Here is a 24,280-nt window from a genome sequence, read left to right as displayed (position 1 = left end):
GCAGCCCGCTGCCGGGCTGCCGGTGAGATCAGAGAGCAATCGGGAACAGTGCACCCAGGATCATCGCGCCGAGGATGGCACCGCCGGTAATCGGCTTGTTCCAGAGATAGAACAGCAGCGCACCCAGCAGCGAGCCCAGACCAATCGGAATGGAGGCTGCCATGGCGGACAGGATGATCAGCGGCCCCAGAAAGCGGCCTGAAGCATTACCTGCCCCCATCATCACGTCTGCGCCGTAGGTGGAGTCGCTCTGATTGATGGTGAATTTACGCGCCAGAATGATCAGGTAGCCAATCGCCACGCCAATCATCAGGCCCGTCGCCAGCGAAGCTGCGAAGTTCGCCACGGGGAAGATGATGCCCGCCCCCAGCAGTAGTGCCGGCACACCCAGCCCGACGCCGGTCTGGATCGCGCCGCCGATATCCAGAATCCCTACCAGCGAACCTTCAATGATGCGGGCAAACAGGAAGCTGGCACCAAAGGCGGCGACTGCACCGTAAACGCCGGTTTCCATCCCTGCGCGCAGCATCGAGACAAACGCCACTTCGTTAAACGCGCCGATGCCATAGAGGTAATACATGTGCGTCCCGGCGAAAACGCCCGAGGAGAGCAGGCCAACAAAGATCGGGAAAGACCAGTCGGCGTACCAGAAGCCTTTATTTTCGTTCATCGCATCGCCTCTTATTTGCCGCTGACGGAGTTGTGGATCATGTCGAGCCAGTCTGGAATGCCGAGCTGGAAGGACTGCAGCAGCTTCATGTCGAAACCGCGGAAGAAGCCGCTCAGCACAAACAGCAGCACGATGGCGGTCATCATTACTTTGGTGACCCGGTTCCAGCCGCTCTCTTCCACGCCTTTACCGATCAGGATACCCAGCACCAGACCTGGTACGGCGTTGCCCATGATCAGCTGCGCCAGACCGCCAAAAATGGTGGCCCAGAAGCCTGATTTTTTGCCTGCATCGATCGCCGCCAGCCAGAAGATGACCGGCATGACGGTATTCACCAGCAGGTTGGCGGCGGGCACCAGTACTTTGACCGCTGTCACCTGCAGCGCAGCCGGCACAGCAGAGGCAGTGGAGTTGAGGAAGGCGACCACGATCATGCCGATGATGCCGCAGGCGATAGCCATTTTTTTCGGATTGTGCAGCGTCTCCGCCACATTACGGTTCTTCACCATCAGGGCAGCCGCGCCCCAGTTTGGAATGATGCGATGGTCCACATCCTGCGTGAATGAACCGGCTGCGACAGACGATGCCCAGGCATTGAAAAAGAAGCCAAGACCAAAGGAGAAGTGAGATGCCGGATCGCCTTCACACGAGTTCAGCTCGCCCAGCGTACGAAAGGCCCCCATGCCCTGGGTGGTGGGCGCGTGGAACATACGTGCAGCCCCCGCGCCAACGCCGACGCCTACCAGGCCCCCAATGATCAACGACTTAAACAAAATGATTAAAAACATGTTGTTGTACCTTGTTGTCGTTTTTACCCGCTCTACCCGCGCCGCCGCATCGCCGCGGCCTGACTGCCGCGCTATCGCTACAGCAGTGGAATGGGCAAACGGCGGGCTGATGTAAACAGGTTCTGTTTTATGATGCCGCCGTGAACGTCACCTGTTCGGTGTCGAAAACGGTGACGCTGACGGTGATCTCCAGCGTCACGCTGAAGCTCCGCCGTTGGCGCGCCAGAAAGAAAAAGAGAAACTTCTCGGTTCTGACGCTCTCCTGCGCGCGCAGCACCCGGACATCCTGAGGTTCGATGCGCAGCAGAATTTTTTGCGTCGCGCGCAGAACCTGGTTCTGCACACGACTCAGGGCATCGGCAAAGGCTTTCGCTTTGGTGTCGCCTTTGCCCTCAACCGTCACCTGGGTAACGTAGTGTTCTTTCATAATCAGCTGCCGTGCTTCTTGTTCCAGGCCTGCACCAGCCGCTCGCCTAACTCTTCTTTATCCATAAAGCCGAAGCCCAGCACCGTGGCACCTTCATTGATGGCGGTGACGCCTTCGTCGACAGAACGCATGCCGTGTTTGGCTTTGTAGCCATATTTGTTCTGCGCGGTGATAGCACCCGCGCCGCCGCTGCCGCAAAACGAGATGCCGAAATCGGCGTTTTCTGCCTTCATCACGTCACCCAGCTTCATATCAGCGGCCACGCCTGGCACCACGACAGCACGACCACCCGCTTTCTCAATGCCCGCTGCCACTTTCTGGCCCTTACCTAAACGATCGCCAATCACTACTGTTACCATGTTGTGTTCCTCTCTAATTGTTTGATCGCGCGACTTCAATATGCACTGACAGCAGCCAGGCCTCTTCGCGGGGGAGATTGCCGAACAGGTCGACGACCTGCTGCGCCAGCGCGACCGTTTCAGGCGGAATATCCTCAAACAGCTCCGCTTCCACTTCCGGCAGCGGCTCCCCGCTCAGCGAGCGTGATGCCATGGCCCCGACATGCGATTGCAGCATCTGCTGCTGGACCGCATTGGGCTGAATGCCATGCTGCTGATAGATCGCCGCAATCTGCGTCATTACGCTATCAGTCAGCTGTTGCACTTTCTCCGGTGGCGCTTCATACACCGGGACGCCGTTATTGCTCACCTTGCTACTCCTGTTAAACCGGATAATTCGCGTTAGAAATAAATTAGCGGTCATCACCCCGGCTGTGGAGAGGCAACATTTCCAGCAGTAAGTGGAAATTGCAGTGAAGATCGTGCGTCGGATCGCAGGCTGCACGCTTAGTGCGATATGCGTCGCAAAATGCGCAAAATGATGGCGTTATCCTCGCAAGGCGGTGATGTTGTGCGGCAGCCAGACTGCCGGGCGGGGGTTTACGGTGCGGTGATAAGCAGAAGTGATGGTAAGAACCGCCGGTCAGGCTGACCGGCGGTCGGATTAGCGGAATTTCTTATGGTTGGTATTACGGATGTCATCAAATTTAGCGGCTTCGCGCTTTGCGCCGTCCACGTTGTTGGCTTTCGCCAGCGCGCTGACCACGTCAATCTGTGCGATGAGTGAGTCAAGGCCCGCGTGATAGTCTTTGAGCTGCGCACTGTCAGCAGGCTGACCTTCCAGCTTATCGGGCGTCGACTTTTTGGCATCCTGCGCTGCGACACGCATTTTGTTTAACGCCTGCTGCATCTCCTGCGCACTGTCCGTTTTCTTAACGATTTTCAGATTCGCATTGAGCGTGTCCATATCCTGCTCCAGATCTGCCGCATAGAGGCTGACGCTGGAGAACAACAGAGAAGCCGACAACATTGCAATCACATGCTTACGCATCATTACTTCCTTTTTATTGTGATGAAAAAAAAGCAGCCAACAGGCTGCTTCAGGAATTCATCTTTATTGTCCCGCTATCTTCATCTCAGGCAGTAACACGGAACCGCACTGGATATTACTGCGGGTTTCAATATCGTCACCGATGGTCACCATGTTGTGCCACATCTCTTTAAGATTACCGGCAATAGTGACTTCGCTGACCGGGTACTGAATGACGCCATTCTCAACCCAGTAACCGGCTGCACCGCGTGAGTAGTCACCGGTAATGGCGCTGACGCCCTGACCCATCAGCTCGGTCACCACTAATCCGGTTCCCATCTGCTTCAGCAGGTCGTCAAAGCTGTGGCCCTGACCCGCAATGCGCCAGTTATGAATACCACCAGCATGACCGGTGCTGGTCAGACCCAGTTTACGGGCGGAATAGCTGGTCAACAGCCAGGTCTGCAATATGCCATCTTTGATGATGTCGCGCGTCTGAGTCCGCACCCCTTCACTGTCGAACGGCGTAGAGGCGAGCCCTTTCAGCAGGTGTGGCTGTTCACTGATGGTGAGCCACTCCGGCAGAATCTGCTGGCCCATTGAATCCAGCAGGAAGGTCGATTTACGGTAAACGCTGCTGCCGCTGATCGCACCAACCAGATGACCAAACAAGCCGGTCGCCACTTCAGCGGCAAAAATCACCGGGGCTTTCATGGTCGGAAGTTTACGCGGAGCCAGACGGGAGAGTGTACGGCGTGCGCACTCTGCGCCCACCCACTCCGGGCTTTTCAAATCTTCAAATGCACGGCCAATGGTATAGGCGTAATCGCGCTCCATGTTGCCATCCTGCTCAGCGATAACGCAGCTGGAGAGCGAATGGCGGCTGGAGCAGTAGCTCTGCAGCATTCCGTGGCTGTTACCAAAGACTTTGATGCCGACGTGGCTGTTAAAACTACCGCCTTCGGTGTTGGTAATACGCTTGTCGGCACGCAGTGACGCCTGTTCCGCCTGCGCGGCCAGTTCAATGGCGCGGTCAGCGTCAATTTCCCACGGATGGTAAAGATCCAGATCCGGCGCATCATAGGCCAGCAGCTCTGCGTCGGCCAGACCGGCAAAGGGGTCGGGCGAGGTATAGCGGGCAATATCAATCGCCGCCTGCACGGTACGCTTGATCGCATCCGGGCTGAGGTCGGTCGATGAGGCACTGCCTTTACGATTCTGATGATAAACGGTGATGCCCAGCGCACCGTCGCTGTTAAATTCAACGTTTTCCACTTCGCCATAGCGGGTGCTGACCCCGATGCCGGTGGTCTTACTGACAGCCACTTCCGCGCTGTCAGTGCTTGCTTTAGCCAGTTCAAGTGCCTGCGCAATGGCCTGCTCCAGTACTTTTCGCTGTTCTGCAACCTGAGTAGATACGTTCATCGACCTGCCGTCTAATCTTATGTGTGAATGATTTGAGTCTATCAGAGTCAGAGAACAATTTCGCAGTCACCCGATAAACTGGTAGGATTAGCCTCTTTTTTTTGGGAGCCCGGAAATGACCAGACAGCCCGATGAGTGGCTCGACGATGTGCCAGATAATGACGAAGAAGAAGATGAAGAGATTATCTGGGTCAGTAAGAGTGAAATTAAACGCGATGCAGAAGAGTTAAAGCGCCTGGGAGCCGAACTGGTTGATCTGGGTAAAAACTCGCTGGATAAAATCCCGCTGGATGAGCGCCTGCGCACCGAGATCGAACTGGCACAGCGCATCAGGAAAGAGGGTCGCCGCCGTCAGCTGCAGCTGATCGGTAAACTGCTGCGCAGCATTGATGTGGAGCCGATCCGCATTGCGCTGGATAAGCTCAAGAATCGCCACAACCAGCAGGTTGCGCTATTCCACAAACTGGAAATGCTGCGCGATCGTCTGATTGAGCAAGGTGATGAGGCGATGAGCGACGTGATTGCGCTTTATCCCGATGCCGATCGTCAGCAGTTACGCAGCATGATCCGTAACGCGCAGAAAGAGAAAGCGGGCAACAAGCCGCCGAAGTCTGCCCGTCAGATTTTCCAGTATCTGCGCGAGCTGGCCGAATCGCAGTAATGCCATGGCGGGCAGTCTCGCCCGCCTCCCGGCAGCCCTTACCGATAGATATAGAGAATACCGGTGCGCAACCGCAACTGGCGTTCGCTCGATGTAGCAGAACGTCCGATATCGCCAAAGGTGACGTAAGGCACCCAGACGCGATCGTTGCCAAGCGCATAATCGAACTGTAATTCCTGTTCATAGTCGTCATGCTTATTAGCAAACAGTTTCGCATCCGCGTGCTTATACACCAGCTTATAGGTGGTGGTGAGGCGATCGGTTTTATTCCGCAGATAGAGATCAAAACGGTTAGCCGTGCGATGCCGGTCAGTATCGCAATAATCAATACCCCCGGTGCGGCATTGATCGTCATGGGCATAATCGGTCAGTTCAAGACGATATAATCCGCCAACAGACCAGCGATAATTAATTTTATACCAGGGTGCCACACCAAACTTCCATTCGGTACGCGAGGAGTTAAATTCCGGCTGAATAAACGGCGACAGCGTCCAGTTCCCCCAGTAATACGACTTCAGAAAGGTGACTTCCACCACATTTAACACGGTGTCGTTATAATATTTATCTTTTGGATCTGCGCCACCGGTTTTAAATTTGGTTTCGACACCAAGAAACATATTATCCGGCAGCGTGGTACTCAGCCCCAGCTTGTCATAGTGCGTGCGGTCGCGAAGACGGTACTCATGCCGGTAATCCACCGTGGCCGTTGCCAGTGCTGTTGCAGAAGTGCATAACAGCGTGACGCCCAGAGCAAATGATCGTGTTGTACTTTTTCCCATAAAAATGTCCTTATTCTCAGTAATAAGGGCAATGAATTATCCGAATTCATTTAACCCAAATTTAACTTACATTTAAAACCTGTATTAATATAAAATGCCACATAAAGAAAACCTGTTAATTTTTTAACCTGAATTCTTCTGATTATTATTTATTTCTCAGCTAAAACAGAGATGATGCTAAAAATAACCGGCAGGTGTGGCCTTTCTGTTTCAGACACTAATAAAGAAAATATGGCAACTGAAGGAAGAGTGAGCAGATCGGATTCAAACTATGCGGGATTTATTCAGGAAATAATATTAACGGCAATACGCTTTAAAAAAAGCGCCCGAAACGGGCGCCTGATTTTCAGGCCAGCCTGTCCAGCAGCTTCTGGTGAATGCCGCCAAACCCGCCGTTGCTCATCACCAGAATCGAGTCGCCTGGCTGTGCGGCTTTCGCCACCATCTCGACCAGCGTATCGATATCCGCGCTCCAGTGCGCAGGCGGAATGCACGCTTCTGCTACATCAGAAACCTGCCACGGAATGTGGTGCGGCTGGAACAGAAAGACCTCATCCGCTCGCGCCAGTGACGGAGCAAGATCGTTTTTGCTGACGCCCATCTTCATGGTATTCGAGCGCGGCTCCAGAACAGCCAGAATGCGTGCTCTGCCACCCACTTTGCTGCGCAGGGCAGACAATGTCGCCAGAATGGCCGTCGGATGGTGAGCGAAGTCATCGTAGACTTTGATGTTATTCACTTCGCCACGCAGTTCCAGCCGGCGACGTGCATTGATAAAGGTGTTCAGCGCCTGGCCTGCATCTTCCGGCTTCACACCCACATGCCGCGCGGCAGCAATCGCCATCAGGCCGTTATGCATGTTGTGTTCGCCGACCAGCGCCCAGTTCACTTCACCGACTTTCTCGCCGTCGAGCCAGATTTCCCAGTGAGAGGCATCGGGCGTCAGCTTCTTCGCCTGCCAGCGCCCGTGTTCACCAACGCTCTCCTGCTCGCTCCAGCAACCCATCGCCATCACCTGTTTGAGGTTAGGATCATGCTCCGGCAGCAGGATCTTGCCCTGGCCCGGCACGATCCGGACCAGATGGTGGAACTGCTTCTGGATCGCCCGCAGGTCGTCAAAGATATCGGCGTGATCGAACTCAAGGTTGTTGAGGATCAGGGTACGCGGGCAGTAATGGACAAACTTGGAACGCTTGTCGAAAAAGGCGCAGTCATACTCATCCGCCTCAATGACAAAGAATGGACTTTTTCCTAATTTTGCCGAGACATCGAAGTTTCCTGGCACCCCACCAATAATGAAGCCTGGCTCCAGGCCGCAGGCCTCGAGAATCCACGCTGCCATGCCGGCTGTGGTGGTTTTTCCGTGGGTTCCCGCCACCGCCAGCACCCAGCGGTCGCGTAACACGAAATCGTGCAGCCACTGCGGGCCGGAGAGGTAAGGAATGTTGCGTTCCAGCACCGCTTCCACACAGGGATTACCGCGTGTCATCGCATTACCGATAATCACCAGGTCAGGGGCCGGGTCGAGCTGGCTCGCATCGTAACCTTCTGTTAATTCAATGCCTTGCTGTTCGAGCAGTGTACTCATTGGCGGGTAAACGTTGGCATCTGAACCGGTCACCTGATGTCCCAGTGAACGAGCCAGCACCGCCAGACCACCCATAAAAGTGCCACAAATCCCGAGGATGTGAATGCGCATAACATGATCCATTACTCAAAAGTTCGGCGCACAGTGTAACGCCGCTCGCAGACGGAAGAAACGGATTAGGACTATGGTTTTTGAAGTTCAATCGGCTAAACTGCGTACGCATCCGTTGGCAGACTGTTACGCGTGCTGCCACTCCATCGAAGATTCAGGGAATGTGTTATGAAAACGTTGGGCGAATTTATCGTCGAGAAGCAGCACGACTTTCCGCACGCCACAGGTGAACTGACGGCGCTGATTTCAGCTATCAAGCTGGGTGCCAAAATTATCCACCGCGACATCAATAAAGCCGGTTTAGTGGATATTCTCGGTGCCAGTGGTGTGGAAAATGTTCAGGGTGAACAGCAGATGAAACTGGATCTGTTCGCTAACGAAAAACTGAAAGCAGCACTGAAAGCACGTGGCATCGTCGCCGGCATCGCTTCTGAGGAAGAAGACGAGTTCGTTATCTTTGAAGGTGAGGAAAACGGTAAGTACGTGGTGTTAATGGATCCTCTGGATGGTTCTTCTAACATCGACGTTAACGTTTCCGTCGGCACCATTTTCTCTATTTATCATCGCGTCAGCGAGCCGGGTACGCCAGTGGTTGAAGCTGACTTCATGCAGCCAGGCAACAAGCAGGTTGCTGCCGGTTACGTGGTCTACGGCTCATCCACCATGATGGTTTACACCACCGGTGCAGGCGTGCATGCGTTTACTTACGATCCGTCACTGGGTGTGTTCTGCCTCAGCCACGAACGTATGACCTATCCACCCACCGGTTACACCTACTCGATTAACGAAGGTAACTACATTCGTTTCCCGCAGGGTGTGAAGAAATATCTGAAGTTCTGTCAGGAAGAGGATTTGCCAACGCACCGTCCTTATACCTCACGTTACATCGGATCGCTGGTGGCGGACTTCCATCGCAACCTGCTGAAGGGCGGCATTTATCTCTACCCAAGCACCGCCAGCCATCCTCAGGGCAAGCTGCGTCTGCTGTATGAGTGCAACCCGATGGCGTTCCTGGCGGAGCAGGCAGGCGGTAAAGCCAGCGACGGACAGAGACGTATTCTGGATATTCCACCGGTTACGCTGCATCAGCGCTGCCCGTTCTACTGCGGTAATGAGGCGATGGTGAACGACGTTGAGCGTTTCCTGGCCGAGTTCCCGGATTGCCGTCAGGGTTAATCCTGCGCGAGTATCAGCTGACAGATAAAGAAACAGGGCGCGATTTCGCGCCCTGTGTTTTTTACGCCGTCTGCAATCTGAACTGCGCCATCGTTGCCTGAAGCTGACCGGACTGTGCTTCCAGCGACTGGGTCGCGGCGCTGGCCTGCTCTACCAGCGCCGCGTTCTGCTGCGCTGTTGCATCCATCTGAGTGACCGCCAGGTTGACCTGCTCAATGCCACGGCTCTGCTCGTCGGAGGCCATCGAGATCTCTTTCATCAGTGCCGTTACGCGCATCACTTCACCAGAAATTTCATCCATGGTTTCCCCGGCGCGCGTCGCCATTTCCGTACCCTCTTTAACCCGTGACTGTGAATCACTGATTAACGTACGGATCTCTTTGGCCGCGTTAGCACTGCGCTGTGCCAGCGTACGCACCTCATTTGCCACTACCGCAAAGCCGCGTCCCTGCTCGCCTGCGCGTGCCGCTTCGACGGCGGCGTTAAGCGCCAGGATGTTGGTCTGGAAGGCGATGCCGTCAATCACGCTGAGAATGTCGCCGATACGGTTGGCACTGTCGGTAATCTCATGCATTTTTTCCATCACGTAGCAGACCACCTCAGCACCGCGATCGGCGGTATCAGAGACCGCGTTAGCCAGCTGATGCGCCTGCTGAGCGTTGCTGGCGTTAAGACGGACCGTGGCCGTAAGCTGCTCCATGCTGGCCGCCGTCTGCTCCAGCGAGGCAGCGGACTCTTCGGTGCGCTGCGACAGATTAACGTTACCCGCCGCCAGTTCACGGCTGCCGATGTCGATCTGTATACTCGCTTCACGCACCTGACTGACCGAGGTACGCAGTGACTGCTGCATCCCACTCAGTGCATGATTAAGCCGTCCCAGCTCGTTGTTGCTGGACGGTGGCAGCACCTGCGACAGGTCGCCTGCCGCGATCTGCTCCAGATGGACAATCGCGAGGTTCAGCGGCTGCAGCAGCATCCGGCGAAGCAGTTGCCAGGCGAGCACCAGCAGCAGCAGCGTTAATACGCCTGCCACAGCGATCAGGATTTTCATTTTGGTTTCGTTGTAGGCCGCCTGTGCGAGCTGGGCCTCGGTGACCTGTCCGGCGAACTGGCTGAAGTCTGTAACAGCTTTGTTATAGCTTGCCGCCAGCGTCGCCAGGTTGCCTTCCAGCAACTGGTAATATTCGTCAGTGTATTGCTTATCCAGCGCGTCCATCATCGGTTTGATGCCCTGGTCGAGATAGGCTTTGTAACTGGCTGAAATCGCGTCAGCCAGCATTTTCCCGTGCGCCGTCACCGTTCCGGCATCCACAAAGCGCTTCAGATTTTGCTGTGATGACACCACATCCGCCTGCGACAGTTTTGTGACTGCCGCGCCCTCTTCCAGCATACCGATTTCAATTTTACGCACCGCCAGCGCCGCATTCGCGCGGGCCCGCATCAGATCTGAATTACTCTGGTAAAGACTGTTCAGCTCGATCCCCTGAATGCGGTTGATCACATCCAGCGAGCGATTCCCTTTGTTAATTGCCACGATACCCATAAAACTCACCGCCAACAGCAGCAGTGTCATAAATGCCAGCAATGCCAGCAACCCCGTGCGAAGTGATATCTGTTTCATCCTGATGATTTCCATGTAAGAGAAAAGGCGAATTTTCCAGCGGCCCTAAAACGGAAGAGATATCGGCAGTAACGCTGCGAAACTTTAACCCTGATTAGAGTTAACAACTTGATCATCACGTAAACATCGCTCAATCTGATCGCCGCCTGCCCCCTATCCGGAGAAAAGAATGAAATCGGGATTACTTCTGATGCTGCTGTTCGTCAGTACGGCGACGATGGCAAAGCATCTGCCTTCCGACGCCGCACTGGATCGCTGCCTCAATAACGCCTCTGCGACCCTTGCGATGAACCAGTGCTATGCTGCGGCCACAACGTTCTGGGATCAGCAGATGAATCAGCACTACAACACACTGATGAAAACCCTGACAGGCGACGCTAAAAACAGACTACGTATTGCACAGCGCGCCTGGCTGAGCTACCGCGACAGCTGGCTTGAGGCGAGCCGCAGTCAGCTTAACGCTCAGGGTACGCTGGGCAGCGTAGCCCTGAGCGCCCAGGGTCTGAGCCTGGTGCGCAATCAGGCATTGATGTTGCAGTCCCTCGGTAAAGGCAGTTGTGCCACCCCCGATGACTGCTGACCCATAACCCGCTTTTGCGCTGGCTGACGTCAGTGCGCTGTTACCCTTCAGGGAGAAACCATGGCTGCTTACGCCTCGACATTGATTCTGATTGCCCTTGCTGTACTGAGCTATTTCGTTCACAACAACGCGGTTACTATCTCCATTCTGGTGCTGCTGGCGATTAAAATTACCCCGCTGGCGCAGTTCTTCCCCTACGTAGAAAAACAGGGCATTACCTTAGGCATCATCATTCTTACCGTGGCGGTAATGGCACCCCTGGCCAGCGGCTCACTGCCCGCCTCCGCACTGCTCAAATCGTTTGCCAACTGGAAGTCGATTGTGGCGATTGTGGTGGGGATTTTTGTCGCCTGGCTGGGCGGTCGTGGTGTGAACTTTATGAGCGTGCAGCCGTCGGTCATCGGGGGGCTGCTGATTGGTACAGTGATTGGCGTAGCCTTCTTCCGCGGTGTGCCGGTAGGACCACTGATTGCCGCAGGCATTGTTTCGCTGTTTGTGGCGGCTAAGTAGCGTTAGGGCGCATTCCGAAACGCCAAAAAGAGGGCATACTTTCAGAGTCAGTTGGCTATAATAGCCGACACTCAACATACGACTACTGAAGGAATGCCAGATGAGTTTGAACCAGGTGCCAGCAGGTAAAGACCTGCCAGAAGATATCTACGTTGTCATTGAGATCCCAGCGAATGCTGATCCGATCAAATATGAAGTTGATAAAGAGTCTGGTGCCCTGTTTGTAGACCGTTTCATGTCTACCGCCATGTTCTATCCGTGCAACTACGGCTACATCAACCACACCCTTTCTCTGGATGGTGATCCGGTTGACGTACTGGTTCCGACCCCGTATCCACTGGTCCCAGGCTCAGTGATCCGCTGCCGTCCGGTTGGCGTGCTGAAAATGACTGACGAGTCTGGCGAAGATGCCAAACTGGTTGCCGTTCCGCACACCAAGCTTTCTAAAGAGTACGATCACATTAAAGATGTGAACGACCTGCCAGAACTGCTGCGTGCACAGATCACCCACTTCTTTGAGCACTACAAAGATCTGGAAAAAGGCAAATGGGTGAAAGTGGATGGCTGGGATAACGCCGAAGCCGCTAAAGCCGAAATCATCTCCTCTTACGAGCGCGCACAGAAGAAGTAATTCTGCTGCCGGTTTGTGAGTCGAAAAAAAAAACACCGTCCAACTGGACGGTGTTTTTGTTCAGGCCTCTGGCTCCGCATCGCGCTTCAGCCAGTCACCACTCATAATGCGCTGGCGTCCTGCCACTGAGCGTTGATAGACATAAAGCCATGCACTGCCAAACGGCGTCTGAGTCAGATAACGTTTGTACTCTCCCCCTTTGGTGCGAAGCGCATCCAGCTCCGCAAGGGTTGAGGCATCAATGCGGTACACTTCACACTGTACCGCTCCATTGCCCTCTATGACGCCAGGATAATGCCCCAGACTGTAAAGCTCAAAGCCTTCAATCTGGTGATCACCCAGCCACTGCGCATTCGTCATCCAGTGACTGTTTCCCTGTTTGCGCCGTAAACTGCCGTAGACAATTATTCGCATTGCTAAAACTCAAACTGATAGAGCAAATCGAGAGCCTGATCCACACCGGACACGGCTTCCAGATAGAGTTTAGGCATCAGGCGGTAACGCAAGGTTAACGTCGCCAGTGAATCAAATATGCCAACACCGTATTTTACCTGCAGACCCGGTAGTACATAGCCACTGACCTGCACCTGCTGGCTGTCGCCAACACCCGCAGTATCAACGGCCAGATTACTGACACCGAATGTCTCCCCGATTTTACCCACAACCTGCCCACTTTGTGCAACCCCTAAGCCAACAAGGGCCGAAGTAAGGGCGTTACTGTCGCCGTCACTGCCCAGTCCCTGACCGCGCAGCAGGTAGGAAAGCGCTTCCTGCTGCGACATCGCCGGGTCGGAGAAGACCTCCGCTTTCGGCTCATCGGCAAGGCCGGTGACGCGCAGACCGGCAGTGACGCCATCTTCAGTCGCATCCGGGTTACGGATGGCTTCCAGGTTGATATAAGGCTGATCCGGCGGGCCAGCAAACTGCAGTTCACCTTTGCGCACAATCAGATCCTGACCGTAGGCGTGGAAACGACCCGATGGGATATTGATCTGACCGTTTAAGCCCAGTCCTGACCGATCCTGCACCATCTTCAGATCGCCATTCAGTTTCGCTTTCAGGCCAAATGCCGAGAGCCGCACATCGTTACCGACGTGGATCACCAGATTACTGTTAATCGGGATGGCGGCGGTTTGCGGTGCAATTGGCTTCAGCTGTTCATCCAGCATCACTTCATCCGACGAGACGCCAGTAGCGCTTTCCGGCACTTCCTGCACCGTGATGCGCGCCCACGGAATGTCGACCCGGCCATCAAGGTTAAAGGCGGCCGGCGTCGCTTCAAACACCAGATCCGGCGAGACGTCCATGCGCACCATTGGCGGCACGGTCACGCGAACCCGGCTGCCCTGCGCCGCAATGCGCGCACGCCAGTTATCAAGCTGGCTCCAGTCCGCGTTACCGCTAAGGTTGATGTTGCCCTGGCCGGTCTGCACCAGCCCGTTAAGGGTCGAGCTCATTCCGTTGAACAGCAGATTCAGATTGGCATTGGTCAGATCGACCGGCATAAAGTTGCCATCCACATCGACACCCGTCAGACCAAGCTGACCAAACACCTGTGGCTGCTGGATGCTGCCACCCAGACGCAGGCTGCTGTTCAGGCTGCCTTTGATCTTCTCACCCTGCATCAGGGCCGGATTGAGCATCGCCAGTGAGACATTGCGGATGTTAACGTTGCCGCCCAGCGTGCGGCGATTTTGCGGATCGTCGATCTGCACATTGCCATCCAGCTGCCCGTTATTGGCGATGCGGATCAGCCAGTCGAGCTGGGCGCGTCCGTTACGCAGCGCGGCATTGAGGTTTAGCGTATCAAAGGCGACAGGCAGGTTATTGCCCTGCACATCCTGCACCACTTTCACGCCGTTGCCTTTCAGCGCCACGGTTCCTGTCGGCAGCGCGCCGTCGGCCGTCCAGTTGACGCGCACATCACCGCTGAACAGGCCGCTGAGCTGGGTCGCATCCGGCATAAACGGCTTCACCATCGCCAGATCAAAGCGATTCAGCACGACATGTGCCTTGCCTGCTGGCCCGGCTTCTACCGGCTCTGGTACACAAATCTGTGCATTCGGGTTCTGCCAGCAGTGCGGCCCGATAGTCGCCGTCTGGCGGCTGTTAAGATAGTCGATGGCCATCGCGCGGGTCAGACGCCACTCGCCGACAGGCGTATCAAAGTGGGTATCGTTAAGCGAGCCTCTCCAGCGTTCGGTCTGGCGATCAAAACTGCCGTTCAGCGCCAGCTGGCCAGAGACCGGTTTGCCCTGCACATTCAGCTTCAGCTGATGCTGACGCTCGTTGCCATCCGCATTCAGCGTCAGCAGGCTGATGTTCAGCGCATCCTGCTTCAGCTGTTCGACGCGCAGTTGCAGTTTACCCGCCACCTGTTCGCCGGAACGCACGTCGCCATTCAGCGTAACGCGATTAATCTGCATCTGCTGCCAGCGCAGACCCCGACCGTTGAGATCGGCCAGCAGTTGCGGTGCCTTCAGGGTGCCACGCGCTTTGAGGGTGCCGTTGACGACACCGCCCAGACCGGGCAGCGCATTATCGAGCTGTGGCGCGTCGATGCTGGCATCAAGATCCAGACTGTCGCCCAGCGCCCCTTTAACATCCAGATGGTTGCGTCCCAGCGCCAGCTTAATGCCCGGCACCGTCCACTGGTTGTAGCTGTTACCGGTCAGTGAGCCGTCTGCGGTCACGGCGTTCTGCTTCACGTTTCCTTTCAGCTGAAGCTGCGGCACACTCAGCTGCCAGCTGCCACCATAGAGACTGCCGCGGGTGGTGATTTTTCCATCCAGCCGCGCTGGCCAGTCAGGGTACTGTTTCGCGGTGTTGATCCCGGCCAGCGTCAGCTCACTGCGCCAGCTGATCGCCTTGCTCCAGTCCACCAGCGCGGTGAGGTCAATGTTGCCCTGCAGCGCGGCCACGCGCAGACGTTCCAGGCTGAACTGCTCAACATTGCCTTTACCCGTCAGCGAGATATTGGCTGGTGGTACGGACTCGCCCTTCACGGCTGTTTGCAGTGACATCACATAGTCGGTGGCTTTGCCTTTGAACTGATAGTCCAGGTTATCCGCCTGGTACTGTACCGGGCCGGTTAACGGCCAGCGCAGCTGCGGACTGGTCAGTTGCAGCGACAGCGGCAATCCCGCCACGGCCAGTTGAGTCGTCGCATCCAGCTGTGCTTTCACCGGACCTGAGAGGTTCAGCCCCAGCTTCAGTTCGTCGCGCATTGCACCATTAAGCTTCAGCGCCAGCTTTTCGCCTTTGATCGGGTCGGTGTTAACCGTGCCGTTCAGTGTGAAATCGACCGGCCAGTTATCCGCCAGCGTCGCCTGTCCGCTGCCGTTGAGGTTGCCAAGATTCGAGTCCACTTCCAGCGTGGTCAGTTGCATCTGACGATCGGCGGTTTTGGCCTTCAGCAGTAACCGGCTGACGGAGATATCGGTGTCGCCGGTAATGCGCAGCTGTTCTCCCAGAATCTGCTGCACCTCAATATCCAGTGGCAGACGGAAATCAGGCAGCGCTGGCAGCAGCGGTTGGGCAAACATCGCCTGCAGCGTTTCACCCAGCGGTTTCTCCGCAGGATGGGGTTGCTGAACTTTCGGCTCCACCACCTCTTCATTCACGACTTTCGCCGCTTTCGGCAGCGCAATCAGCAGGCTTTGAATATGGGTCGGATTCAGCGTCAGCGCGCGATCCTGCCATTGCAGGCCGGTAGTAAAGTCGAGCAGCGAGATCGCCGTATCATCCACTTTGACATTGATGTTGTGCAAGCCAAGATGACGCAGCGTAATCGGGTATGGCGTGCTGAGGTTAGTGCTGCCACTCTCCTCTTCCGGCGCAGGTGCAGCAGGTGTCATCTTCTTGCTGTCGACGACCACGCTGATATCACGCAGGGAGACATCGTTAACGCACACGGAGGAGTGCAGCAGGCAGTTGAGATCCACCGCCAGATGGATCTGCCCGGCATCCACGCTGACGCCTGGCATCTCAAAACGCAGACCGTTGAGTGTCAGATTACGCCAGCCGCCATCGACCTGTTTGATCGACAGACCTGGCACCCAGCGTGAAGCGCCCTTCAGCACTAAATGCAGCCCAGGCGTGGTACCGATTAAAAATGCCACGCCGCCCAACAGCAATACCAGAAAGATCAGAATACCGATCAGGACCTTTTTCCACAGCTTCATAGTTCTGGCCCCAGTCCTATATAAAATTGCAGTCCATGTGCTTCGTCATCCCCGATAGGCCTGGCGATGTCTAATTTGATGGGCCCCACAGGCGACGACCAGCGCACACCGACGCCCGCGCCGGTTTTCACGTTACTCTGCTTAATGTCGTTAACAGCTTCACCTGAGTCAACGAACACCGCGCCCCACCATTTTCCGCTGACGTTGTACTGATATTCCAGCGATCCGGTGGCGAGTTTGGATGCACCGGTGAGCTTGCCGTCGTCATCACGCGGTGAAATGTTTTTATATTTGTAGCCGCGAATACTGCGGTCGCCCCCGGCAAAGAAGCGCAGATCCGGTGGCACTTTGTCAAAGTCGTTGGTTTCGATCCAGCCAAGATTGCCACGCGCCACAAAGCGATGGCTGTCGCCCAGCGTGCGGATCCAGACGTTTTGCGCCTGCAGGATCAGGAAGTCAACGTCCGAACCCCAGGTCGTATCAGAGACGTCCACCGAGTAGCGCTGTGAATCACCCCAGGTCGGCATCAGACCGCCACGCGAACGGGTGCGGTTTACGCTGACGCCGGGATAGAGCAGCATCGTGGTGTTGGTCACGCTGCCCTGCGTAAAGTGGTCCAGGCTCCAGCGCAGGTTTACGGCCTTCTGCCAGCCGCTGCTGCTGTCCCAGTTGCGCGACATCGCCAGCGTCGTGGTATCGGCTTTCGTGTCGTTGAGGTCGGTGCGCTTCAGACCGCCAGAGAAGGTGTAGTACTGCTCCAGGGGGCTTTTAAGCAGCGGTACTTTGTAGCTGAGATCGACCTGCTGTTCCGGCGCAGAAACGTAGGCGCTGGCCGCCAGGCTGTGGCCGCTGTCGTTGATCCACGGTTTTTTCCAGGTGCCTTTCAGGCGCGGACCGACATCTGTAGAGTAGCCGACACCGGTTTCAATGGTGTTTTCGGTGCGGGGCGACATCACGGCATTCAGCGGCAGGACTTTGGTCTGGCGTCCCTTGCTGAATTCCGGCGCAACCACCACCGAATTAAACCAGCCGGTGGCGGAAAGGCGACGATTCAGTTCGGCTAAATCGCGGGAGCTGTAGTAATCCCCCTCTTTGAACGGCACCAGATTCTGCAGGTACTCTTCGCGAATCTGCGAACCCTGGAACGTGACGTCGCCAAAGCGATAGCGCTCGCCGCTGTCGTAGTCAATATCCCAGAAGGCTTCACGCCGCTCTACCGAGACGCCGAGCTGGCTTTTTTTAAAGGTGCCGTCGAAGTAGCCGTTACGCAGCGCAAGATTTGAGAAACCGCTTTTGAATCGGTCATATTGCCCGTGGTTAAGCTGCGTACCTACTTTGGGCCGTCCCTGCTTCACCCAGGCTTTGTAATCAGGATCATTGCGCGCATCACCTTCGACGACGATGGTGCTGCCGCCGATTTTGACAGGCTCGCCAGGGGTGACATGGGCCACTAATACCGGGCGACCACCCTGCGCAGGCGCGGGACGGGATTCAAAATCGATGGTGGGCTCATAATAACCGAGTGCGCGTAGCCCCTCTTTTATCGCAACAGAAACACGCGCGCGAAAACGGCCATCGTTAGAAACCTCATCGCTGCCGATGGTAGACAGACGCGCCCTGACATTTCTCTGAAGATCCCCGGTTAAGCCGTCTACCTGTAATCGCACTGTCGCCGCCTCAAGGGCGGGCGCGGCAAGCAGCAGGCCAGCCATGCAATAAACATAAAATCGTGGCACCTGTACTCCTGTTAATCATGCCGGCCCCTTTTCCGCGGGGCACTTATTAATCATCTTTGCCCGCACTACCGCACGGCAACACCCTCATCATAGCCGCACTTTATGGTAAACGGCGGCGCAACGCTGACATCTAAGTCAAATAACAGGCTATTGTCGGTAAATGGGTATCGCGATACAACTCCTGAGGGGTGGAATGATCAAATCCGGATGACTCACTCAGATAAATCCGAGTCAATAACCGGCCGCTCTGGACGCAGATGCTGTCTGATGCGGCGGTTTGCCCTCTGGCGGCACAATGAGCGCTCCTGCTATAATCTGCCACCACAGGCATTCCGCCTGTTTTCATTTCTGCCCCGACATCTTTTTTCCTGTCGAACAGGCGCAGACATTTTTGGCACGGATAGCTGTGTTTCACGGATAAACCAACTCTGTTTGCGCTTACCCACGCTGCCCAGGCCAAAAATGACAAGTGGATAACCCTTTGGATCTCATATGTTAGATAGCTTACTTGTCATTCTGTTGCTGATCGTAATCAGTGCCTTTTTTTCTCTGTCAGAGATATCGCTGGCGGCCGCTCGTAAGATCAAACTCAAACTTCTGGCCGATGAAGGCAATGTTAATGCGCAGCGTGTGCTTAAAATGCAGGAAACGCCGGGCATGTTCTTCACCGTGGTGCAGATTGGCCTTAACGCCGTCGCCATCCTGGGCGGTATTGTCGGCGACGCGGCCTTTTCACCGGTTTTCAGCGGCCTGTTTAACCGTTTTGTCTCGCCGGAACTGGCAGAGCAGCTCAGCTTTATCTGCTCCTTCACCATCGTCACCAGCCTCTTTATCCTGTTCGCCGACTTAACGCCGAAGCGGGTTGGCATGGTCGCACCGGAAACCATCGCGCTGCGCATCATCAACCCGATGCGTTTTTGCCTGCTGGTGATGCGTCCGCTGGTGTTTCTGTTTAACGGCCTGGCCAACGTCTTCTTCCGTATATTCAAACTGCCGATGGTGCGTAAAGATGACATCACCTCTGACGACATCTATGCCGTCGTTGAAGCGGGTGCGCTGGCGGGCGTGCTGCGTAAGCAGGAGCATGAGCTGATTGAAAACGTGTTTGAGCTGGAATCGCGTACCGTTCCCTCTTCCATGACCTCACGTGAGAATATCGTCTGGTTTGATCTGCATGAAGATGAAACCAGCCTCAAGACCAAAATCGCTGAACATCCACATTCTAAGTTTCTGGTCTGCAGCGGTGATATCGATCATATCGTCGGTTATGTCGACTCTAAAGAGCTGCTGCTGCGTGTGCTGGGCAATCAGAGTATGGCGCTGAACAGCGGTCTGCAGATTCGCTCTGCGCTGATTGTGCCGGACACGCTGACCCTCTCCGAAGCGCTGGAAAGTTTTAAAACCGCTGGTGAAGATTTTGCGGTGATCATGAACGAGTATGCGCTGGTCGTGGGCATCATTACCCTGAATGACGTGATGACCACGCTGATGGGTGACCTGGTAGGCCAGGGTATGGAAGAGCAGATTGTGGCGCGCGATGAAAATTCATGGCTGGTTGAGGGCGGTACGCCGATTGATGACGTGATGCGCGTGCTGGACATTGATGATTTCCCGCAGTCAGGCAACTATGAAACCATCGGCGGCTTTATGATGTATATGCTGCGTAAGATTCCGAAGCGAACTGATTTTGTGAAGTTTGCTGGCTACAAGTTCGAGGTGGTGGATATTGATAGCTATCGCATCGACCAGTTACTGGTTACCCGCATCGACGAACGACCGCCGGTACTGAGCATGACGAAGAGCGAAGAAGAGTAGGATGACTCAGGGCCAGGTTCTGACTGTCGAGTAAAAGAGTCTGTCGGACCAGACACTAAGGGCGCCATTGGCGCCCTTGATATTAGTTGAACTCAAGCTTGAGACGAACGACCTGGCGGTTAATTTCTGACATCACGCTCAGATGCTGTTTGTCTTTGACGCGCGGGATTAAGACTTTCCCTTTATCGAACTCGAACGCGCCAACGTCCTTGATATACAACCTTCCTTTGAACAGCGTTTTTACATATTTCGCTATTTGTAGCGGATTATAGCGCTGGAAGATCTTCATACTGACTAACTCCTGTACATTTTTAAAGCACGCTTCGCCGTTTCCAAATTTGGTTCCAGCCCATGAAGCGCGAATTCGCGATAACTATAGAACACTAAAATCGACTGGTGTTCCGAAAAGTGAATTTTTTTACTGAATTGACACATCATTACAGAACACTCTGTTATCAGGGTCATACAAGACAGTATAAACCTTCAGTGGTTAAGGAATTGTGGTGTCCATAGCAAACCTGACACCTTTCTATGACAGGCGCATCATCCCTGCTTACTATTGCAGTAAAATGACTGACTGGTCCGATCACTTAAGGAAATAGCAATGCGAAACATTCTGACCGCGGTGGCGTTGTCTTTGCTGATACCAGCAGGCGTGATGGCCCATGACCTCAGGCTGGGATCACGAGTCCCGGCCATTGGCGTCAACGATAAAGGCGAACTGTTATTACAGCAGGAGAAGTTTAGCTACAAAAACTGGAATAGCGCGCAGCTCAGTGGAAAAGTTCGCGTAGTCCAGCATATTGCTGGCCGCTCCTCTGCTAAAGAGATGAATGCGGCACTGATAGAGGCGATCAAAGCCGCGAAGCTGCCGCATGACCGCTATCAGACTACCACTATCGTGAATACCGATGACGCCATTCCCGGCACCGGCATGTTTGTGCGCAGCAGCGTTGAGACCAACAAGCAGCAATATCCGTGGTCGCAGTTTGTCATCGACAGCAAGGGCAATGTGCAGCATGCCTGGCAGCTACAGTCGGGCGGTTCCGCCATTGTGGTACTGGATAAACAGGGCAAGGTGAGATTTGTGAAGGATGGATCGCTGACACAGGATGAAGTGACAAAAGTGATGGCGCTGCTGGCCTCACTGCTGAAAGAGTAATCGCTGAAATCCCGGCGGTCACAGAGAGACCGTCGGGTTTTCATAAGCCTGCAAATTCAGACAGCATTAAAACAGTGAGACGCGGAAGCCAGGATTAAGGAAGGACTCGCGCGGCGCGTAGTCCAGGGTTTTACCCTGCCAGTCATGCACATGGGCACCTGCGGCCATCGCCACGGCATGACCCGCGCCGGTATCCCAGATGTTGGTTGGCCCGAAACGAGGATAGAGCTGGGCTTTCCCTTCCGCCACCAGGCAGAATTTCAGAGAAGATCCAGTGGCGACGGTCTGATGTTCACCCAGCTGTTTCAGGTACTCTTTCATCTCGGCGTCATCGCCATGTGAGCGGCTTACCACCACCAGCGGAGGACGCGCGTCACGGGCATGAATCTGCTCACGCTGACCGCCCTCCTCTTTCCACGCTTTGCCGTCTGCTGCGGAGTACATTACGCCCAGCACCGGCGCGTAAACCACGCCCATCACCGGCTTGCCCGCTTCGATTAGCGCAATATTGACGGTAAATTCGCCGTTGCGCTTGATGAACTCTTTGGTGCCATCCAACGGATCGACCAGCCAGTAACGCTGCCAGTGCTGACGCACCTCCCAGGCAGGAGGATCTTCTTCTGACAGCACCGGTATCTCAGGCGATAACTGCTTCAGGCCCTTCATGATGACGTTGTGCGCCGCGATATCCGCAGCGGTCACCGGTGAATCGTCCGATTTGTGAGAAACGTCAAGCGGCGCGGCACCGTTATAGACCTGCATAATCGCGTCGCCCGCTTCGCGTGCCAGTTGGCAGATTTGCTCTAACATTTTTCACCTCGTTGTGTCTGTCTGCTGCGGGATAGGTTCACCCCAGCTAGTGACATTTTAGCAGTTCAGCCTGCGGTGCTCATGCACAGGCAGCTGGCCCATCAATTTTTAGATATATCAATACCATAGTTACACGCTTATCGCTACGCCTGTGCCGCTGCGCCTCCGGCGTATAAGAATCCGCCGCTGGCTGATGCGCCAAAACGTTATATCCATCACGATTTAAAATGACTATCTGTCATGCTTTTACATTATTTTGAGAGCCTGAATTTAATTTGCAGCAGGAGCAAGCATGTTTAAGCCCGGAATGATGTTACTGGCCCTGAGCGTTTCCGCCGCCACCCAGGCCGCAACGGTCGATCTGCGGATACTGGAAACCACCGATCTGCACAGCAATATGATGGATTTCGACTATTACAAAGACACGCCAACCGAGAAGTTTGGGCTGGTGCGAACCGCCACGCTGATTCACGCTGCGCGCCAGGAGGTGAAGAACAGTCTGCTGGTCGATAACGGTGACATTATCCAGGGCAGCCCGCTGGGTGACTATATGGCGGCGAAAGGGTTACGTGATGGCGAAATTCATCCGGTTTATAAGGCGCTCAACACACTGGATTACAGCGTTGGCAACCTCGGTAATCATGAATTTAATTATGGCCTGCCCTACCTGAAAAAAGCGCTGGCAGGGGCACGCTTTCCTTATGTGAACGCCAACGTGATTGATGTGAAGAGCGGCAAGCCGCTGTTTACCCCCTATATCATCAAATCCAGCACGGTGGTTGATCGCGAGGGGAAAACACAGACTCTGAAGGTTGGCTATATCGGCTTTGTGCCGCCGCAGATCATGGTGTGGGATAAGGCCAATCTGCAGGGCAAAGTGCGGGTCGATGACATCACCGAAACGGCACGCCGTTATATACCTGAGATGCGCGCCCAGGGTGCCGATCTGATTATCGCTATCCCCCACTCCGGCCTGAGCAGCGAGCCGTATCACACGATGGCGGAGAACTCGGTTTACTATCTCAGCCAGGTGAAAGGCATTAACGCCATCCTGTTTGGTCATGCGCATGCGGTCTTCCCCAGTAAGGAATTCGCCGCCATTAAGGGTGCAGACATCGTTAACGGGACGCTGAACGGGATTCCGGCAGTGATGCCAGGCATGTGGGGCGATCATCTGGGCGTGGTCGATCTGGTGCTGAGCAATGAAGATGGACACTGGCAGGTAAGCAGCGGCAAAGCGCAGGCGCGGCCGATTTATGACGTCGCCGCGAAGAAATCGCTGGCGGCGGAAGATCCTGCACTGGTGAAAGTGCTCGCTGACGATCACCGCGCGACGCGGGAGTTTGTGGCGAAACCCATCGGCAAGTCCGCCAATGTAATGTATAGCTATCTGTCGCTGGTGCAGGATGACCCAACAGTACAGATCGTCAATAATGCTCAGCGCGCCTACGTGGAGCACTTTATTCAGGGCGATCCGGATCTGGGCCGACTGCCGGTACTCTCTGCGGCTGCGCCGTTTAAAGCGGGCGGACGTAAAAACGACCCATCGAGTTACACCGAAGTGGAGAAAGGCGCGCTGACCTTCCGTAACGCCGCCGACCTTTATCTCTATCCCAATACGCTGGTGGTGATGAAAGTCACAGGCGCACAGGTCAAAGAGTGGCTGGAGTGTTCTGCGGGCCAGTTTAACCAGATCGATCCACACAGCAGCAAAACGCAGTCGCTGATCAACTGGGATTTCCGCACCTATAACTTCGACGTCATTGATGGGGTAAATTACCAGATCGATGTGACTCAGCCTGCGCGCTACGACGCGGAGTGTAAACTGATCCACCCGGATGTTTCACGTATCCGCCAGCTTACCTGGCAGGGTAAGCCTGTCGATCCGCAGGCCACTTTCCTGGTGGCGACCAATAACTATCGCGCTTACGGCGGCAAGTTTGCTGGCACCGGGGATAAGTACATTGCTTTTGCTTCGCCGGACGAGAACCGGGCAGTGGTTGCGGCTTATATCAGCGCAGAAACTAAAGCACACGGTGAAGTGCAGCCGAAGGCGGACAATAACTGGCGTCTGGCACCGATTACCTCATCCACCCCGCTCGATATTCAGTTTGAAACGGCACCGGGTGATAAGGCGACCGGCTTTATTCAGCAGCATGCGCAATATCCGCTTCAGCCCAAAGGGACAGATGCGATTGGCTTTGCGCTGTGGCAGGTGAATTTACAGCAGAAATAAGA

23 protein-coding genes are annotated in these 24,280 nt (G+C 55.0%); 8 read left to right on the top strand and 15 right to left on the bottom strand.

Translation table 11 applies throughout. The features are described from left to right. Nucleotides 1–28 precede the first annotated feature (28 nt). From F3I44_RS04955 to pmbA, 7 genes are all read right to left on the bottom strand, one after another. Nucleotides 29–670 (bottom strand): DUF4310 family protein, encoded by a 642-nt coding sequence (locus tag F3I44_RS04955; RefSeq protein ID WP_150013561.1) that lies wholly within the window; start codon nt 668–670, stop codon nt 29–31. 11 nt (nt 671–681) lie between these two features. Continuing rightward, nucleotides 682–1,458 carry a DUF4311 domain-containing protein gene (locus F3I44_RS04950; RefSeq protein WP_150013563.1) on the bottom strand — a complete coding sequence of 259 codons (777 nt, stop codon included), beginning with the start codon at nt 1,456–1,458 and terminating at the stop codon, nt 682–684. A gap of 127 nt (nt 1,459–1,585) precedes the next feature. Beyond that, nucleotides 1,586–1,885, bottom strand: coding sequence for a DUF4312 family protein (locus F3I44_RS04945; RefSeq protein ID WP_013359149.1), 300 nt, complete (start codon nt 1,883–1,885; stop codon nt 1,586–1,588). Between the two features lie 2 nt (nt 1,886–1,887). After that, complete coding sequence (locus F3I44_RS04940) at nt 1,888–2,244, bottom strand: SFCGS family glycine-rich protein (RefSeq protein ID WP_010256477.1); 357 nt, start codon at nt 2,242–2,244, stop codon at nt 1,888–1,890. Nucleotides 2,245–2,257: 13 nt separating this feature from the next. Further along, complete coding sequence (locus F3I44_RS04935) at nt 2,258–2,593, bottom strand: glycine dehydrogenase (RefSeq protein ID WP_150013565.1); 336 nt, start codon at nt 2,591–2,593, stop codon at nt 2,258–2,260. A 294-nt stretch (nt 2,594–2,887) separates the two neighbouring features. Continuing rightward, nucleotides 2,888–3,274, bottom strand: a complete 387-nt coding sequence (gene cybC / locus F3I44_RS04930) for a cytochrome b562 (protein WP_150013634.1) — start codon at nt 3,272–3,274, stop codon at nt 2,888–2,890. A 63-nt stretch (nt 3,275–3,337) separates the two neighbouring features. Beyond that, entirely contained in the window at nt 3,338–4,678 is a 1,341-nt protein-coding gene (pmbA, locus tag F3I44_RS04925; protein WP_150013567.1) for a metalloprotease PmbA, read from the bottom strand. 115 nt (nt 4,679–4,793) lie between these two features. Here pmbA and yjgA point away from each other — a divergent pair, with 115 nt between their 5' ends. After that, nucleotides 4,794–5,339: a ribosome biogenesis factor YjgA gene (gene yjgA / locus F3I44_RS04920; protein ID WP_150013569.1), complete on the top strand. Its 546-nt coding sequence runs from the start codon at nt 4,794–4,796 to the stop codon at nt 5,337–5,339. 38 nt (nt 5,340–5,377) lie between these two features. Here the strand turns inward: yjgA and F3I44_RS04915 are convergent, their stop codons facing one another. After that, a complete protein-coding gene (locus tag F3I44_RS04915) occupies nt 5,378–6,118 on the bottom strand; it encodes an oligogalacturonate-specific porin KdgM family protein (RefSeq protein WP_150013571.1) in 741 nt (246 codons plus the stop codon). A 346-nt stretch (nt 6,119–6,464) separates the two neighbouring features. Continuing rightward, complete coding sequence (gene mpl, locus F3I44_RS04910) at nt 6,465–7,817, bottom strand: UDP-N-acetylmuramate:L-alanyl-gamma-D-glutamyl-meso-diaminopimelate ligase (RefSeq protein WP_150013573.1); 1,353 nt, start codon at nt 7,815–7,817, stop codon at nt 6,465–6,467. Between the two features lie 168 nt (nt 7,818–7,985). On the opposite strand from mpl, the gene fbp reads away from it, so the two are divergent. Further along, on the top strand, nt 7,986–8,993 hold the full coding sequence (gene fbp / locus F3I44_RS04905) for a class 1 fructose-bisphosphatase (RefSeq protein ID WP_150013575.1): 1,008 nt from the start codon (nt 7,986–7,988) through the stop codon (nt 8,991–8,993). A 61-nt stretch (nt 8,994–9,054) separates the two neighbouring features. On the opposite strand, the gene F3I44_RS04900 is transcribed toward fbp, so the two are convergent. Then, nucleotides 9,055–10,614, bottom strand: a complete 1,560-nt coding sequence (locus F3I44_RS04900) for a methyl-accepting chemotaxis protein (protein ID WP_150013577.1) — start codon at nt 10,612–10,614, stop codon at nt 9,055–9,057. Between the two features lie 169 nt (nt 10,615–10,783). Between F3I44_RS04900 and F3I44_RS04895 the strand changes: the two genes are divergently transcribed. The 3 genes from F3I44_RS04895 (at nt 10,784) to ppa (ending at nt 12,335) form a co-directional block, all read left to right on the top strand. Beyond that, the gene (locus F3I44_RS04895; protein WP_150013579.1) at nt 10,784–11,194 is read left to right on the top strand and encodes a lysozyme inhibitor LprI family protein; all 411 of its coding nucleotides are present in this window, start codon (nt 10,784–10,786) and stop codon (nt 11,192–11,194) included. Between the two features lie 60 nt (nt 11,195–11,254). Beyond that, nucleotides 11,255–11,704 carry a DUF441 domain-containing protein gene (locus tag F3I44_RS04890; RefSeq protein ID WP_013359160.1) on the top strand — a complete coding sequence of 150 codons (450 nt, stop codon included), beginning with the start codon at nt 11,255–11,257 and terminating at the stop codon, nt 11,702–11,704. Between the two features lie 100 nt (nt 11,705–11,804). Beyond that, nucleotides 11,805–12,335 (top strand): inorganic diphosphatase, encoded by a 531-nt coding sequence (gene ppa / locus F3I44_RS04885; RefSeq protein ID WP_003855519.1) that lies wholly within the window; start codon nt 11,805–11,807, stop codon nt 12,333–12,335. Nucleotides 12,336–12,395: 60 nt separating this feature from the next. Here the strand turns inward: ppa and F3I44_RS04880 are convergent, their stop codons facing one another. Genes F3I44_RS04880 through F3I44_RS04870 form a run of 3 tightly spaced genes read right to left on the bottom strand, consistent with a single transcriptional unit; the run spans nt 12,396 to nt 18,231 of the window. After that, nucleotides 12,396–12,749 carry a gamma-glutamylcyclotransferase gene (locus F3I44_RS04880; protein WP_150013581.1) on the bottom strand — a complete coding sequence of 118 codons (354 nt, stop codon included), beginning with the start codon at nt 12,747–12,749 and terminating at the stop codon, nt 12,396–12,398. Nucleotides 12,750–12,751: 2 nt separating this feature from the next. Beyond that, nucleotides 12,752–16,519: a translocation/assembly module TamB domain-containing protein gene (locus tag F3I44_RS04875; protein ID WP_150013583.1), complete on the bottom strand. Its 3,768-nt coding sequence runs from the start codon at nt 16,517–16,519 to the stop codon at nt 12,752–12,754. Then, nucleotides 16,516–18,231, bottom strand: a complete 1,716-nt coding sequence (locus F3I44_RS04870; RefSeq protein WP_190285960.1) for an autotransporter assembly complex family protein — start codon at nt 18,229–18,231, stop codon at nt 16,516–16,518. The genes F3I44_RS04875 and F3I44_RS04870 overlap by 4 nt, the downstream gene beginning before the upstream one ends. Nucleotides 18,232–18,747: 516 nt before the next feature. On the opposite strand from F3I44_RS04870, the gene F3I44_RS04865 reads away from it, so the two are divergent. Then, complete coding sequence (locus tag F3I44_RS04865; RefSeq protein WP_013359164.1) at nt 18,748–20,070, top strand: hemolysin family protein; 1,323 nt, start codon at nt 18,748–18,750, stop codon at nt 20,068–20,070. An 82-nt stretch (nt 20,071–20,152) separates the two neighbouring features. Here the strand turns inward: F3I44_RS04865 and F3I44_RS04860 are convergent, their stop codons facing one another. Beyond that, a complete protein-coding gene (locus tag F3I44_RS04860) occupies nt 20,153–20,359 on the bottom strand; it encodes a DUF1107 domain-containing protein (protein ID WP_003855513.1) in 207 nt (68 codons plus the stop codon). Nucleotides 20,360–20,674: 315 nt separating this feature from the next. Between F3I44_RS04860 and F3I44_RS04855 the strand changes: the two genes are divergently transcribed. Then, nucleotides 20,675–21,232: a YtfJ family protein gene (locus F3I44_RS04855; RefSeq protein ID WP_150013587.1), complete on the top strand. Its 558-nt coding sequence runs from the start codon at nt 20,675–20,677 to the stop codon at nt 21,230–21,232. 66 nt (nt 21,233–21,298) lie between these two features. Here F3I44_RS04855 and cysQ read toward each other — a convergent pair whose 3' ends face one another. Next, complete coding sequence (gene cysQ / locus F3I44_RS04850; protein WP_150013589.1) at nt 21,299–22,042, bottom strand: 3'(2'),5'-bisphosphate nucleotidase CysQ; 744 nt, start codon at nt 22,040–22,042, stop codon at nt 21,299–21,301. 292 nt (nt 22,043–22,334) lie between these two features. On the opposite strand from cysQ, the gene F3I44_RS04845 reads away from it, so the two are divergent. Next, nucleotides 22,335–24,278 (top strand): bifunctional 2',3'-cyclic-nucleotide 2'-phosphodiesterase/3'-nucleotidase, encoded by a 1,944-nt coding sequence (locus F3I44_RS04845; RefSeq protein WP_150013591.1) that lies wholly within the window; start codon nt 22,335–22,337, stop codon nt 24,276–24,278. Nucleotides 24,279–24,280 lie beyond the last annotated feature (2 nt).

Source organism: Pantoea sp. F_5 (genome assembly GCF_008631595.1).
Classification (GTDB): domain Bacteria; phylum Pseudomonadota; class Gammaproteobacteria; order Enterobacterales; family Enterobacteriaceae; genus Pantoea; species Pantoea gossypiicola.
This window is presented reverse-complemented; position numbering and strand designations above follow the sequence as displayed.